This is a genomic window from Duganella sp. S19_KUP01_CR8 (assembly GCF_036688705.1).
Classification (GTDB): domain Bacteria; phylum Pseudomonadota; class Gammaproteobacteria; order Burkholderiales; family Burkholderiaceae_D; genus Rugamonas.
Genome location: NZ_JAQQPR010000037.1, coordinates 24,257 through 39,007, shown reverse-complemented (window position 1 = coordinate 39,007; position 14,751 = coordinate 24,257). Strand labels below are relative to the sequence as shown.

The 14,751-nt window shown below is 60.8% G+C and carries 14 protein-coding genes and 1 tRNA gene; 9 read left to right on the top strand and 6 right to left on the bottom strand.

Annotated elements, in window-relative coordinates; all coding sequences use genetic code 11:
* Window positions 1-61: 61 nt before the first annotated feature.
* Window positions 62-814, top strand: coding sequence for a tetratricopeptide repeat protein (locus V6M89_RS27320; RefSeq protein WP_332856168.1), 753 nt, complete (start codon window positions 62-64; stop codon window positions 812-814).
* A gap of 14 nt (window positions 815-828) precedes the next feature.
* Here the strand turns inward: V6M89_RS27320 and V6M89_RS27315 are convergent, their stop codons facing one another.
* Window positions 829-1,608 (bottom strand): substrate-binding periplasmic protein, encoded by a 780-nt coding sequence (locus V6M89_RS27315; protein ID WP_332856167.1) that lies wholly within the window; start codon window positions 1,606-1,608, stop codon window positions 829-831.
* A 78-nt stretch (window positions 1,609-1,686) separates the two neighbouring features.
* Between V6M89_RS27315 and V6M89_RS27310 the strand changes: the two genes are divergently transcribed.
* Entirely contained in the window at window positions 1,687-2,295 is a 609-nt protein-coding gene (locus V6M89_RS27310) for a transglutaminase-like domain-containing protein (RefSeq protein WP_332856166.1), read from the top strand.
* Here V6M89_RS27310 and V6M89_RS27305 read toward each other — a convergent pair.
* From V6M89_RS27305 to V6M89_RS27295, 3 genes are read right to left on the bottom strand one after another with little or no spacing between them, the layout of a single operon-like run.
* A complete protein-coding gene (locus V6M89_RS27305; RefSeq protein WP_332856165.1) occupies window positions 2,282-3,058 on the bottom strand; it encodes a UDP-2,3-diacylglucosamine diphosphatase in 777 nt (258 codons plus the stop codon). The two genes, V6M89_RS27310 and V6M89_RS27305, sit on opposite strands and share 14 nt — an antisense overlap.
* Window positions 3,059-3,061: 3 nt before the next feature.
* Window positions 3,062-3,556, bottom strand: a complete 495-nt coding sequence (locus V6M89_RS27300) for a peptidylprolyl isomerase (protein WP_332856164.1) — start codon at window positions 3,554-3,556, stop codon at window positions 3,062-3,064.
* Window positions 3,557-3,599: 43 nt separating this feature from the next.
* A complete protein-coding gene (locus tag V6M89_RS27295) occupies window positions 3,600-4,220 on the bottom strand; it encodes a peptidylprolyl isomerase (RefSeq protein WP_332856163.1) in 621 nt (206 codons plus the stop codon).
* A 261-nt stretch (window positions 4,221-4,481) separates the two neighbouring features.
* On the opposite strand from V6M89_RS27295, the gene cysS reads away from it, so the two are divergent.
* The 6 genes from cysS to V6M89_RS27265 all read left to right on the top strand — a co-directional run bounded on the left by cysS (window position 4,482) and on the right by V6M89_RS27265 (window position 10,708).
* Window positions 4,482-5,873, top strand: a complete 1,392-nt coding sequence (gene cysS, locus V6M89_RS27290; RefSeq protein ID WP_332856162.1) for a cysteine--tRNA ligase — start codon at window positions 4,482-4,484, stop codon at window positions 5,871-5,873.
* A complete protein-coding gene (locus V6M89_RS27285; RefSeq protein WP_332856161.1) occupies window positions 5,873-6,532 on the top strand; it encodes a DNA-3-methyladenine glycosylase family protein in 660 nt (219 codons plus the stop codon). The genes cysS and V6M89_RS27285 overlap by 1 nt, the downstream gene beginning before the upstream one ends.
* 64 nt (window positions 6,533-6,596) lie before the next feature.
* Entirely contained in the window at window positions 6,597-7,571 is a 975-nt protein-coding gene (locus tag V6M89_RS27280) for an acetyl-CoA carboxylase carboxyltransferase subunit alpha (protein ID WP_008447525.1), read from the top strand.
* A 129-nt stretch (window positions 7,572-7,700) separates the two neighbouring features.
* Window positions 7,701-9,110 carry a tRNA lysidine(34) synthetase TilS gene (gene tilS, locus V6M89_RS27275; RefSeq protein WP_332856160.1) on the top strand — a complete coding sequence of 470 codons (1,410 nt, stop codon included), beginning with the start codon at window positions 7,701-7,703 and terminating at the stop codon, window positions 9,108-9,110.
* Between the two features lie 143 nt (window positions 9,111-9,253).
* Entirely contained in the window at window positions 9,254-10,501 is a 1,248-nt protein-coding gene (locus V6M89_RS27270) for an aspartate kinase (protein WP_332856159.1), read from the top strand.
* Window positions 10,502-10,615: 114 nt separating this feature from the next.
* Window positions 10,616-10,708 (top strand) — tRNA-Ser (locus V6M89_RS27265).
* A 52-nt stretch (window positions 10,709-10,760) separates the two neighbouring features.
* Here the strand turns inward: V6M89_RS27265 and V6M89_RS27260 are convergent.
* A complete protein-coding gene (locus tag V6M89_RS27260; protein ID WP_332856158.1) occupies window positions 10,761-11,930 on the bottom strand; it encodes a hypothetical protein in 1,170 nt (389 codons plus the stop codon).
* A complete protein-coding gene (locus V6M89_RS27255) occupies window positions 11,927-13,501 on the bottom strand; it encodes a hypothetical protein (RefSeq protein WP_332856157.1) in 1,575 nt (524 codons plus the stop codon). The genes V6M89_RS27260 and V6M89_RS27255 overlap by 4 nt, the downstream gene beginning before the upstream one ends.
* Before the next feature lie 395 nt (window positions 13,502-13,896).
* Between V6M89_RS27255 and V6M89_RS27250 the strand changes: the two genes are divergently transcribed.
* Window positions 13,897-14,727, top strand: a complete 831-nt coding sequence (locus V6M89_RS27250; protein WP_332856156.1) for an alpha/beta hydrolase — start codon at window positions 13,897-13,899, stop codon at window positions 14,725-14,727.
* The last annotated feature ends 24 nt before the right edge of the window (window positions 14,728-14,751 follow it).

Below are 14,751 nucleotides of genomic sequence, written 5' to 3'. Positions count from 1 at the left end.
TGTAGTGCAGGGCAAGAGCTTCTACAATTCGCGACATTGACGAAAAGTTGGAGCGAGCTTCATGACGATATTTGGAATTGGACTGCACGTGCTGGTGGCGCTGTTCTTCGCCGTGCACGTGATCCGCAGCGGGCAGCAGATGTACTGGCTGATGATCCTGTTTATGTTTCCCGGACTGGGCAGCATCGTGTACTTCATCGCGATCTATCTGCCGGATTCAAAACTGAACCACGGCGCCCGCAAGGTGGTGACGGCGGCGGCCCGCTCGCTCGATCCGGGCCGCGACCTGCGCGAAGCGCGCGACGCCTACGCCTACACCCCCACCGCGCAGAACCAGATGCGCCTGGCCAGCGCGCAGCTGGAGGCCGGCGCCGCCGACGAGGCGGCCGCGACCTACGAAGCCTGCCTGCAGGGGCCGTTCTCGGGCGACCTGGAGATCCGTTACGGCGCCGCGCGCGCCACCCTGGCCTGCGGCCGCGCCGCCGCCGCCGTGACGCATCTGCAAACCATCCGCGCCGCCGACGCCAATTTTCGCGGCGAGCATGTCTCGCTGCTGCTGGCGCAGTCGCTGGCCGCGGCCGGCCGCCAGGACGAGGCGAAGGCGGAGTTCGAGTTTGCGCTGGGCCGCTACAACAGCTTCGCCGTGCAGGCCGAGTTCGCGATCTGGGCGGCCGGCGCCGGCGACGCCGCGCGCGCCAGCCAGCTGCACGCCGAGCTGCAACGCACGATGGAGCGCTGGACCCGCCACACGCGCGACATCAATCAGGAATTGATACGCCGGCTGAACGCGGCGATGAGCGCCGTCAAGCGCTGATTATTTCGGTTTGACTACTTCGGTTTGACGCTGTGGCCGGGGTTGTTGGCGCCCCCGGTCGCGGCGATGGCCTGGTTGAGCTTGGCCATGGTCTCCGGCGCCACGTCCTTGCTGCAAGCGATGTGGCGCTTCATCCCCGGCGGCATGTCGGGAAAATCATACTGCACCGTTGTCTGCAATAGCTTTTCCTTCGGACGGAAATAGTTCAAGTCTTCACGATCCACGAACATGAACGAGGCGCGGCCCACCGAGAGCATGCGCATCATCAGCGTGGTCTCCACCGTGCGGCTCATGACGTGGATTTTGCCGGCCTTGATCATCTGGTCCAGCACCGGCCCGTAGGACACGCCTTCGACCACGCCCAGCGTCAGGCTGGAGTCGTCCAGCAAGGAGTTCAGCGTCTGGTGCGCGGTGACCCGCTGCACGAAATCCTGCGAAATCAGCACGGTGTGCGGCAAGTCTTCATGGATGGGCGAGGTGAACTGCGCCACCGCCTCGCGCTCGGGCAGCCGGTACCAGCTGATCGAGCAGTAATTGGTGGCGCCGTGCGTGAAGTTGGCCCAGATCCGTTTCTGCGGTTCGTTGACGAACTGCACGGGGATGCCGGCGAGATTGAAAATGTTCTTCACGCGCTCCAGCAGGAAACCCTTGGGCTGGCCCTGCTCGATGTAATGGTAGGGCGGCTTGTCGCGCCAGGCCACGGTCAGCGTCTGGGGAGCGCACCAGCCGCTGCCGCTCAGCAGCGCGGTGGCGGCCAGCAGACTGCCGCGAAAGAAACAGGTACGTATCGTCATGAATCGATTATAGGGCCATCCGCTGCGCCGCCGCCAGATCTGTGGGAAAATCTTGTTCGTTTGATAAAGAGGAGACCCATGAACGCCATGTTGCCCGCATTCGTCGCCGCCAGCGACGTCGTCGATTTCCATCATCCCGAAGTGGAGGCGCTGGCCCGTTCGCTGCAGGCCGGCACGCCGCGCGCCACGGCGCAGCGCTGCTTCGACTGGGTACGCGACCAGATCGAGCACAGCATCGACTACAAGCGCGACGAGATCAGCTGCAACGCCTCCGAGGCGCTGGCGCTGGGCACCGGCCTGTGCACCGCGAAAAGCCATCTGCTGGTGGCGCTGCTGCGCGCCAACGGCATTCCGTCCGGCTTCTGCTATCAGCGTTTGACGCTGCGCGACGCCGGCTCGCCGTTCTGCACGCATGGCCTGGTGGCGGTGTGGCTGGAGGAGGGCGGCTGGTATCGCTGCGACGCGCGCGGCAACAAGGCCAGCGTGCATTGCGAATTCACGCCGGGCGCGGAGAACCTGGCCTTCCCGGTGGTGACGCCGGGCGAGCAGCTGTATCCGCAGGTGTGGGCGCAGCCGTGGCCGGAGCTGGTGCGGCGCATGCGCGAACTGCCGTCGATCTCGGCCTATTGCGTGACGCCGATCGACGCCGCGCCGCCGGCCGACGGGGTGGCGATTACACTGGAATGACGGCGCCGTCCAGCGCGTGGCGCGTGATGGCGCCATGGCGGTCGATGGCGATCCAGCCGCCGCGCGGCGGCTGGGCGTCCGGCTCCCAGTCCGGCAGCACGTAGCGGCGCTTGCCGTCGACGTTGTGCAGGGCGGGGCGGTGGGTGTGGCCGTGGATCATGACGTCGGCGCCGGTGGCGGCAAAGACGTCGTGGATCGCCTGCGGCGTCACATCCATGATCTCGTAGGATTTGTTGCCCTGGTCCTTGCGGCTGTTTTCGCGCATGCCGGCGATGATGGCCTTGCGCTGCGCCAGCGGCATCGCCACGAACTGCTGCTGCCACGCGGGCTGCCGCACCATGGCGCGGAATTCCATGTACTTGACGTCCTCGGTGCACTGGGCGTCGCCGTGCAGCACCACCAGGCGCTGGCCGCCGATCTCGGTCGCCCAGGTTTCCGGCAGCAGGGTCAGGCCCGCGGCGGCGGCGAACTGCGCGCCGACCAGGAAATCGCGGTTGCCGGCGATCCAGTAGACGGCCACGCCCGCATCGCTCACGCTGCGCAGCGCGGCAATGATTTGCTGGTGATAGGGATCGCTGATGTCGTCGTCGCCGGCCCAGTATTCAAACAGGTCGCCAAGCAGGTACAACTGTTGCGCGCGCCGCGCATGCCGCTCCAGGAAGTCGAAAAACGCTACGCTGGTCGCGGGATGCGCGGGCTGCAAATGCAGATCGGAGATAAACAGCGCGCAGACCTGGTCCGCGCGCATGTTGGCATCGCTCATTAATTAAGCAGCCAGTTCGATCTTCTCGATGATGATGTCTTCGGCCGGCACGTCGGCGAACATGCCGCTGCGGGTGGTCTTGACTTTTTTCATCGCGTCGACGACTTCGGTGCCTTCGATGACTTTACCGAACACGGCGTAACCCCAGCCGTCCTGGCCTGGGTAGTCCAGGAAGGAGTTGTTCTTCACGTTGATGAAGAACTGGGCCGATGCCGAGTGCGGCGCCGAGGTGCGGGCCATGGCCAGCGTGTAGGTGTCGTTCTTCAGGCCGTTCTTGCCTTCGTTTTCCACGGTGGCGTCGGCTGGTTTCTGCTTCATGCCTGGCTCGAAACCGCCGCCCTGGACCATGAAACCGTCGATCACGCGGTGGAAGATGGTGTTGGCGTAGTGGCCGGCTTCCATGTAGGCCAGGAAGTTGGCGACCGATTTAGGCGCTTTCTCGTCGTTCAGTTCGACGGTCATGTTGCCCATGTTGGTGGTGATGATTACGTTGGTCATGTTGTTATCCTGAAGGAGTTAAAAAATATGGCAGGCCGCTATTTTACAGTTTTGGCTGGACAGGGGTCTTCAAAATCGTCGCCGACTTGATCACGACCGGGATCACGGGGATGTTTTGGAACATGCCCTTGTCGTCGACCAGCACGCCTTTGATCTTGTCGACCACTTCCTGGCCCTTGATGACTTTGCCGAACACCGTGTAGCCGAAACCGTCGCGGCCAGGGTAGTTCAGGGCCTCGTTATCGGCCACGTTGATGAAGAATTGCGAGGTGGCGGAGTTGGGATCGCCGGTGCGGGCCATGGCCAGCGTGTAAGTGTTGTTGGTCAGGCCGTTCTGCGATTCGATCGGCACCGGCGCGTTGGTTTTCTTTTGCTTGAGCTTTTCGTCGAAGCCGCCGCCCTGGATCATGAAGCCATCGATCACGCGGTGGAAGATGGTGCCCTTGTAGAAGCCGGCCTTCACATAGGTCAAGAAATTATCGACCGATTTAGGCGCCTTCTCGTGGTTCAGTTCGACGACGATGTCGCCCATCGAGGTCTTGATTTCCACTTGCGGCGTGGGGTTGTTGGCGGCTGGAGTGGCGGCCAGGGCCGCGCCGGACAGGGCGACGCCGGCAAACATGGTCATCAGTTTGGTGAACAGTGATGGCTGAGTTTGGTGCATTGTTACTTCCTCGTAGTGGTTTTATCAGTGTTGAACTGGCCGGCTAGCCAAAAATCCTAAAGCAGATTGGGTCTATGCTGTTTTTATCAATGCTATACTTGTCCATTCTACCCCTTAGAAGGTGGAAAGAATAACTACCGAGTGTCAGCCGGTCCCCAACGTGATGCGATGAATCCCAGGTGCGCGCCTACCGCGCCGCGCCGGGTCCTCGTATTGCCCGGGACCGCGGCACGCGCTTTAAAAAAATACCGCAAGAGCCCGATGAGCAATTTAAAGATTTACAACACGCTGGCGCGTGACAAGCAGACATTCGTTCCCATCGAGGCAGGCAAAGTCCGCATGTACGTCTGCGGCATGACCATCTATGACTACTGCCACATCGGCCACGCCCGCATGATGATGGCGTTCGACGTCATGTACCGCTGGCTGCTGGCCTCCGGCTACCAGGTCACCTACGCCCGCAACATCACCGACATCGACGACAAGATCATCAAGCGCGCGGTCGAGAACGGCGAGACCATCTCGCAGCTGACCACCCGTTTCACGCAGTACATGGACGAAGACACCGGCGCGCTGGGCATCCTGCCGGCCACGCTGGTGCCGCGCGCCACCGAATACGTGCCGCAAATGCTGGCGCTGATCGAAACGCTGGAATCCAAGGACCTGGCCTACCAGGGCGCGGACGGCGACGTCAACTACGCGGTGCGCAACTTCCCCAACTACGGCAAGCTGTCCGGCAAATCGCTGGACGACCTGCGCGCCGGCGAGCGCGTCGACGTCAACACCGGCAAGCGCGATCCGCTGGACTTCGTGCTGTGGAAGGCGTCCAAGGAATCCGAACCGGACGAGGTCAAGTGGGATTCCAAGTGGGGCAAGGGCCGTCCGGGCTGGCACATCGAGTGCTCCGCCATGTGCTCGGCGCTGCTGGGCGAGCACTTCGATATCCACGGCGGCGGCGCGGACCTGCAGTTCCCGCACCACGAGAACGAGATCGCGCAGTCGGAAGGCGCGTTCGGTCACACGATGGTCAACTACTGGGTGCACAACGGCTTCGTGCGCGTGGACAACGAGAAGATGTCCAAATCGCTGGGCAATTTCTTCACCATCCGCGACGTGCTGAAGAAGTACGACGCCGAAGTGGTGCGCTTCTTCATCCTGCGCGCCCACTACCGCAGCCCGCTGAACTACTCGGACGTGCACCTGGACGACGCCCGCGTCGCGCTGACCCGCCTGTACACCGCGCTGGACGGCGTGGAAGGCGACGGCCTGGCGCTCGATTGGAGCGAGCCGTACGCCGTGCGCTTCGCCGAGGCGATGGACGACGACTTCAACACGCCGGTCGCTTTGGCCGTGCTGTTCGACCTGGTGAGCGAGCTGAACAAGTCGAAATCGCCCGCCGTGGCGCGTCAGCTCAAGGCCCTGGCCGGTGTCATCGGCCTGCTGGCCCGCACGCCGCAGGAGTTCCGCCAGGCGGTGGTCGGCGAGGCCGACGCCTCCGGCGACGTCGCCATCGCGGAACAGATCGCCAAACGCATCGAAGCCAAAAAGGCGCGTAACTTCGCCGAATCGGACAAGATCCGCGCCGATCTGCTGGCGGCCGGCGTCATCCTCGAAGACAAGCCTGACGGCACGACGAACTGGCGCCGCGCATAATGGTCATCGCCAAGGATAACGAGGGCGCGGACGGCCCGGTATCGGCCGTGCCGCCGTACTGGGAAGAGGCCAAGATCGAGCTCATGAAGCGGGACCGCATCATGAAAAAGCTGATCCCGCAATTTGGCGACCTGCACCTGGTCGGCCACGACGACCCGTTTACCACCTTGGCGCGCTCCATCGTCGGCCAGCAAGTGACCACCAAGGCGGCCGACACCGCCTGGAAGAAGCTGCTGCTGGTCAGCCCGAAATGCACGCCGGCGCAGATCATCAAGGCCGGCGCCGAGCAGTTGTCGGCCTGCGGCCTGTCCAAGCGCAAGACCGAATACATCCTCGACCTGGCCGACCACTTCAAGAACAAGCGCGTCCACACCAGCCAGTGGGACCAGATGGATGACGAAGCCGTCATCGCCGAACTGGTGCAGATCCGCGGCATCGGCCGCTGGACAGCCGAGATGTTTTTGATATTTAATCTGCTCCGGCCGAATGTTTTGCCGCTCGATGACCCCGGTTTGATCCAGGGCATCAGCCAGAACTATTTTTCCGGCGAACCTGTGTCCCGTAGCGATGCGCGCGAGGTTTCGGCCAACTGGGAGCCGTGGCGCACGGTGGCGACCTGGTACTTATGGCGTAGCCTGGACCCGGTTGCTGTAGAATAGATGCTCTAATCGCTGTGCGAGGCGTTTTTGTGTCCGCATGGCTGAGAATAATCACGGAGGTACAATGACCAAAACGACTTTCCTCAACTTTGAGCAACCGATCGCCGAACTCGATGGCAAAATCGAAGAGCTGCGTTTCGTCCAGGACGATTCGGCTGTCGACATCTCTGAGGAGATCGACCGTCTGGCCAAAAAGAGCCAGCAACTGACCAAAGACATTTACGCCAAGCTGACCCCTTGGCAAGTTGCGCAGATCGCGCGCCATCCACAGCGTCCATACACCATGGACTATGTGAACGAAATCTTCACCGACTTCCACGAACTGCACGGCGACCGCAGCTATGCGGACGACCTGTCCGTGGTGGGCGGCCTGGCGCGCTTCAATGGCCAGGCTTGCATGGTCATCGGCCATCAAAAGGGCCGCGACACCAAGGAACGCGCCATGCGCAACTTCGGCATGCCGAAGCCTGAAGGCTATCGCAAGGCCATGCGCCTGATGAAGCTGGCTGAGAAGTTCGGCATTCCTATCTTCACTTTCGTCGACACGCCGGGCGCGTTCCCCGGCATCGACGCGGAAGAGCGCGGCCAGTCCGAAGCGATCGGCCACAACCTGTACGTGATGGCGGAACTGAAAGTGCCGCTGATCGCCACCATCATCGGCGAAGGCGGCTCCGGCGGCGCGCTGGCGATCGCGGTGGGCGATGCGGTGCTGATGCTGCAATACGCGACCTACTCGGTGATCTCGCCGGAAGGCTGCGCCTCGATCCTGTGGAAAACGTCCGAGCGCGCCGCCGATGCGGCCGAAGCGCTGGGCCTGACCGCGCACCGCCTGAAGGCGATGGGCCTGATCGACAAGATCGTCACCGAGCCGCTGGGCGGCGCGCATCGCGATCCGAAACAGATGGCCACGCTGCTGAAGCGCGCGCTGGCTGACTCGCTGCGCCAGTTCCACGGCATGAAGACCAAGGACCTGCTGGAAGCCCGTCACGAGAAGCTGATGAGCTACGGTAAGTTCAAAGAAACCACGCCGCAGGAATAAGATACTCAGCGTGGATTCCCGCTTTCGCGGGAATGACGTTAGCGCGTCGTTCCCGTGCAAACGGGAACCCATACACAACAGCCGGGGGCACGCGAACGCGCTGCCCCCGGTTCGCATTTGGAGCAGCAATTGAAGAAGCAACAGATCCCGACCTTGTCCTCAACCTTCGAGCAAGCCGTCGCCGCCGCGCTGGCGCAGCAGGCAAGCGCGCCACGCATGGCCGTAGCCCTCAGCGGCGGCCTCGACTCGTCGGCGCTGCTCCACCTCGCGCATGCCTACGCGCAAGCGCATGGCGTGGCCTTGTACGCCTTCCACGTCCACCACGGCATCAGCGCCAACGCCGACGCCTGGCTGGCGCACTGCGAACAAGCCTGCGCCGCGCTGGGAGTCACCTTCGAAGCGCGCCGCGTGCAGCTGGCGAACCAGCAGAAGAGCGGCACCGAAGCGGCCGCCCGCAAGGTGCGCTACGCCGCGCTGGGCGCGCTGTGCGCCGGGCACGACGTCAAGCTGCTGCTGACCGCGCATCATCTGGACGACCAGGCCGAGACCGTGCTGTTGCAATTGCTGCGCGGCTCCGGCCCCGCCGGCCTGTCCGGCATGGACGCCGCCAACGCCGCGCCCGAACTGCTGGCCAATCCCGACCTGGTGATGGCGCGCCCGCTGCTGCCTGCCTCGCGCAAGCAACTGGCCGCCTACGTGGCCGAGCACGGCATCGCCCACATCAACGACGAATCCAACGACGACCCGCGCTTCGCCCGCAACGCGCTGCGCCACAAGGTGATGCCGGCGCTGGACGAGGCCTTCCCAGGCTTCCAGGAGCGCTTTGCGCGCAGCGCCCAGCACGCACAGTCCGCCCAGCGCCTGCTGACCGAACTGGCCGAGCAGGACCTGGCCCTGTGCCTGGTCGACGACTGCATCGATATCGCCAAGTTGCGCCTGCTGAGCCTGGACCGCAGCTACAACATGCTGCGCCACTGGTTTGCCACCCGCAACCTGCGCATGCCGAGCGCTGCCTGGCTGTCCGAAATGCTGGTGCAACTGCTGGAAGCACGCGACGGCGCGCAACCGCTGGTAACCCACCCCGATTGTCACGTAAGACGCCATCGCGACCGCCTGCACATCACGCCGAAACTGGAAGACCTGGAGGGCACGCGCGAAGACGAGTTCGATAAAACGCCGGGCACCTCGTTCAGCTGGAACGGCGAAACCGACATGGCGTTCCCGGCCTACGGCGGCGTGCTGCACTTCGAGCCGGCAGGCGAGGGCGAAGGCGGGCTGGATGCCGACTGGTTGCGCGGCCAGTCATTGCTGATCGAATTCCGCAAGGGCGGCGAACGCCTGAAGCCGGCCCACAACCGGCCGACGCGCGGACTCAAGTATCATTACCAGGCGTTGAACATCCCGGCCTGGGAGCGCTCGCGCCTGCCGGTGGTCAGCGCCGGCCGGCAAGTGCTGTTCGCGGCCGGCGTCGGCATGGACTGCAATCACCTGGTGGGTGAGGGCGTTTCACGCTGGCGCCTGCGTTGGCAGGCTGTATAGACAATAGCCCCTATCTGCCGAATTTTGTATGTAGATATGTCTATACGGTATGACTTTATGAGTTTTTTGACTTGTTATTTTGCAGTGCGGCATGTAGAGTTAAGGGTTCCATTTACCTTTATTTGAGCGGAAAACTCTCTGTTATGGCTTTAATCGTGCACAAATATGGCGGTACGTCGATGGGTTCGACGGACCGTATCAAGAACGTGGCGCGGCGTGTCGCCAAGTGGCATGACGCCGGGCACCGCATCGTCGTCGTCCCATCGGCCATGTCCGGCGAGACCAATCGCCTGATCTCCCTGGCCAAGGAAATTCAGGCCCAGCCCGACCCGCGCGAACTGGACATGATCGCCTCCACCGGCGAGCAAGTGTCGGTTGGCCTGCTGTCGATGGCGCTGCTGGCGATCGGCAAGAAAGCCGTGTCCTACGCCGGCTGGCAAGTCGCGATTAAAACCGATTCCGCTTTCACCAAGGCTCGCATCCAGTCGATCGACAATGAAAAAGTGAACCGCGACCTCGATGACGGCAAGATCGTCATCATCACCGGCTTCCAGGGCGTGGACGAGGGCGGCAACATCTCGACGCTCGGCCGCGGTGGTTCGGACACTTCCGCCGTGGCGATCGCCGCCGCGATGAAGGCCGACGAATGCCTGATCTTCACCGACGTAGACGGCGTGTACACGACCGATCCACGCGTGGTGTCGGAAGCGCGCCGGCTCAAGGCGATCACGTTTGAAGAAATGCTGGAACTGGCGTCGCTGGGCTCGAAAGTGCTGCAAACCCGCTCGGTGGAATTCGCCGGCAACTATCGCGTGCCGACCCGCGTTCTGTCGTCGCTGACCGACCCGATGCTGGACCTGGAAGTAGAAGCCAACTCGGGCACCCTGATTTCGTTTGAGGAAGATACACACATGGAACAAGCAGTCATCTCCGGTATCGCGTTTAACCGCGATGAGGCCAAAATCACCGTGCTGGGCGTGCCCGACCGTCCAGGCGTGGCGTACCACATCCTGGGCCCGGTGGCCGATGCCAATATCGAAGTCGACATGATCATCCAGAATCAGTCGGTGGATGGCAAGACGGACTTCACCTTCACCGTGTCGCGCAACGACTACCAGCGCGCCGTGGACGTGCTGAACGGCACCAAGGAAGAGCTGGGCGCGGCCAGCATCACCGGCGACGCCAAAGTGTCGAAGATCTCGGTGGTGGGCGTAGGCATGCGTTCGCACGTGGGCGTGGCATCGCAGATGTTCCGCACGCTGTCGGAAGAGGGCATCAACATCATGATGATCTCGACCTCGGAAATCAAAATCTCCGTGCTGATCGACGAAAAATACATGGAACTGGCCGTCCGCGCGCTGCACAAAGCGTTCGAATTGGAGAAGGCATAAAATTTTCAAAAAATATCGTCAGCTAGCCTTGACCAATCTGGTCTCGCTCTATACTATGACGGTCGTCTGCTCTAGCGCAGTTTGGTAGAAAAGACATAGTTGAGTAATCGACTAGGAGACGTGGCCGAGTGGCCGAAGGCACATCCCTGCTAAGGATGCATACGGCTTATACCTGTATCGTGGGTTCGAATCCCACCGTCTCCGCCAGTATTTTTAAAAACCCGCTTCGGCGGGTTTTTTCATTTCTGCCTTCTTTATTTCAGGGCATGTGGAAAGTGGGCCTGATGCTCTTGGTTTTAGGAGGTAGCGACGACCAATTGGCTGGGTTAAATAGGACCCATGATGGTAGTACTACCATCCGGTCTCCACTATTCCCTGTTTGAGGGCCAGCGATTAGCATCCCTACCAGAAACGTTTGGTTGTTGTAGGAGGCAAAGACCGGTGATCCGCTATCGCCCTCCTGCGTAACGGGCTTCCCGTCTCCCGCGGCAATAACGATGAGATCAGGATGGGTAATGTAGGCAGGAATTTTTGTGCCCTGGTCGTCGGTCACTGTGTAGACTAGTTTTAATGAGTCGTCGGCAAAGAAGCAGAACTGGCCACAAATGTCGCCTTGGTCGGGTATTGGTCCGTTAAGGCGGTTGGTGGATGTGTGCACGTAAAACTGCGAGACACTCGCCAGAAAATTGATGTCCGCCCGCGAGTGTGCAATCTGAAAAAAGTCCAGCCGCAGATCCGCAAACATCGAATTCAGCCTGGCTGGGGAGATCGTGGCCAGTTGCGCGTCGAAGCTGGGTGCATCCCAGCGCAGGCATCCTGCATATGGTGTGCTTTGACCGACGGCGGCGCCAGCTCCCGACAACTCTATGCCTATTGAGCCCTTCGGTATCGCATCAAGACAGGGGGCGGGGGTTAACACGTGCAGCGCACTGAGCGCCAACCACATGGGACCAGCCGATGTTCCCAGTTCGACGCCACACGTGATTGCGCCGCTGCACGGAGGGCTGGTCTCGACGGTGATGCCGTTGCTGCTTTGTGTCCGCAGGTTGCCTGTCCATTCCTGAGGTTGAACGTCGGTCGGAACCATGTATTGGACGACGCGATTCCCGACACTGATTGAGACCTCCAATCGTTCGGGAAGGTGCCGGGACAAATCGGTAACCTCGTCGGGTTTCCACTTTCTCTCTACGGTGAGGACCACGCAGGGCTGCTTGTGGAGTTCATAGCGACCGGCCCCCGAGCGGCGAGCCCGGTATCCCGGACTGACCATCATCAGGTTCAGATGTCGTCGTTTAAGACTCCCGCCGTGTACGTTGACCGCATGTTCTACGATCGCCATCTTGGCAGCGACGTTTTCGATCTGATCGAAGCGATCGGCCGCTTCGCGGCCGGCCTCGGCCTTGTTCCCGGGTTGATCCGCCGTTTTCATTTTTGGCATGCCGGAGAAGTGTCGACTTTGATAATGGTGGTGCCTCCAGCTAATTCCTGCACTTTTTTGATGAAGGGGGCCTTACCCTTGTCATCGTCTGGAATTTTAGGGCAGAGCAAGACCGTGATCGTTTTGTCCGCATTGGTTGTCGGGTGGGACAGCGTGTACTTTATTTTAGCCACCTCTATCGTTTTGCCGTCGAGCCCCGGTTTTTCGTCGGCCGGATTGGCCGCCGCAGCTGCCGGATTGGCCGCTGCCGCGGCCGGGCTGGCAATGATAGTAATGCGGATGGAAACAGTACTGCCCCCATTGGTCTGGTCGTGTATCCGTAGATTGTATGGCGCAGTCACGGCAGTGAGTTTGGACGCATCGGCACTAATCTCAAGCGTAGTTCCACCCGGACCGGCTTGTTTTACGGACAAGCCGGAAGGGAGTCCTGCCACATCGGCGACATACTCCTTTGTTCCCCCTTTGAATTCGAAGGTCTTCGTGGCCGCGCTGTTGGTGTAGAACTGGACCGCAGTGGGATTAACCGACAGCGGCGCCGGAACCAATGGCAGGTTGCAATCAGCCATGGCCTGCATGTTCAAGTTGTTTGCGTTAGGCGGCAAATTGTCTTTGACCTTGTCTATCGCGGCATTTACGTTCTCTTGCGCCACACTGAGTTCTTTCAGTGCCGTTGAAAGCGGCGACGTTTCACCAGCGGCTTGTGCGCCAAGGCCACTGTCAGAGCCGGTTAGCCCCTTGCTGGATTTGGATGCGTTAGCGTCGTTCACCGCACTGCTGACGATCGAGGTCATGTCGGCGCCGATGCCGCCCGCCAGCACTTTAATGTCGGCGAGGGTAGGCATGCCGTTGATGATGGAGCGTGTCACTGCGGCATCGACCTTTTCAACCTGGTTGTACAACAAGTAGGACGCCGTTTTAGCCTTTGCAAGGAAGTCGTCGGTACTGGAAACCACCGTATTGGCCGCAGTGATGGTTGCTTCCGCTGAATCGGTTTGATCTTTTACCGAAATAGCCTGGGGGCCGGCTTTCTTATAGGCTGTCGTAACTTTTTCAACGGCTGTTTGTAGAGGTCCAATTTTTGATTTCAGTTCCTTGTTGGCCAAAGCAAGCGCGTCGTTGTTAAACGTTCGAATGGGGGCCACGCTCGCTTCCGCGCAGTTCAAGGCATCCACGCCGGCCATATACGACAGCACGCGCCCGCGCGGCATGCTGCTGGTGCTCATCGCATATCCGGTCGATAAGGCGGTCCCGCCGACAAGCAGGACGTCCGTATGGGCCTTGAGGCCCGCCGCTGCCAGCAAGGCGCCGGTACCACCTAAAATCCATTGGCTGGCTGTCGATTCATCCTTTGCCTGGGTGCTGATCTGGGACCTGTAACCGTTTCTGGCCTTTTGAAGATAGGTGACAGCACCGGTCATCGAAATTGCGTCGGGGTTGATCTCGTAAGGCTTAGTCAGGTCACTCTGCTCTTTGCGCCAGTCATAAACGGGAGAGGTGCTGCAGCCGGCGATGGAAAGAATCAAGGCAACTGGCACGGCTGCTTTTTTGAAGGGCAATCTCATGTGATCCTCGGCTAATTTGTTTGCGAAATATCAATGTACTGCAGCCAAGTATAGGTTAGAGAATTGCCATAATACTATCCAATTATCACTTTCCATTTCCGTACAACATCCTAAAAAGAAATCAAACGACACCACCGTTGGCCGCATAGTCGATACGGTCGCCTGAGTGCGCTCGGAGCGGCGCGGCACTCCCTATCCAATCCGTAATGAAGCGCTCATCCTGTCGTTAGTCGAGACTAGCTAAAATGCCTGCCGCAAGTTGGCCTGCGGGCGCAACCTGCACTGGAATTTCCGAGCGAATCAGGGTTATGATGTTGTTATTATCACCTTCGCACAATGGCGAATAAGACCGCATTGACGGTCAATAATAATAAGCTTTTCTTGAACAGGGTAGTATGAAGACTATTGAATTGGCAGGCGGCCCGCATGCCGTGCTGGCATTGCACGGCCTGCTGGGCAACCCGCTGGAAATGCAGTATGTGGGCAAGCGCCTGCAACGTGCAGGCTACACCGTAGTCATTCCGCTGATACCGGGCTACGGCTATTCTTCCGGCCAGGCCGACTCCTATCGCACCACGCGCAGCGAGCGCTGGTTCGAGGAAGTGTCGCGGCTGTTCGACCAGCTCAGGCAAACCCATGCCAGCGTATCGGTGGTGGGCCTGTGCATCGGCGCGGTGCTGGCCTTGCGCCTGGCGATCGAGCGTGGCGACCAGGTCGCCTCCCTCGGCCTGTTGGCCACCACCCTGGCCTACGACGGCTGGAGCATCCCGAAATACCGCTTCCTGTTGCCGCTGGCGTACTACACGCCGGCGCGCCATTGGTACTCCTATCAAGAGCGCTATCCCTACGGCCTGAAAAACGAAAACCTGCGCCGCTGGATCGCCCGCGAAATGAAGGTCAGCGATTCATCGGCGGCCGGTGCTTCGCGCTTGTCGGCCGAGGGCATCTTCCAGGCACACCGCCTGATCAAGCAGGTGCGCAGCCAGCTGTCCAAGGTGGTCGCGCCGGCGCTGATCATCCACGCCGAGGAAGACGACGTCGCCAGCACCAAGAGCGCCGACCTGGTCGAGAGCAGCATCAGCTCGCCGAGCCGCCGCAAGATCATCCTGCACGACAGCTACCACATCATCACCCTCGACAATGAGAAAGAACTTGTTGCCGACGAGACGATCGCGTTTTTCAACCAGCACCTGCCGTCCGAGGACGCCTTGCAGAGCCGCGCTTAACACCTACCATACCGAGACTATTTT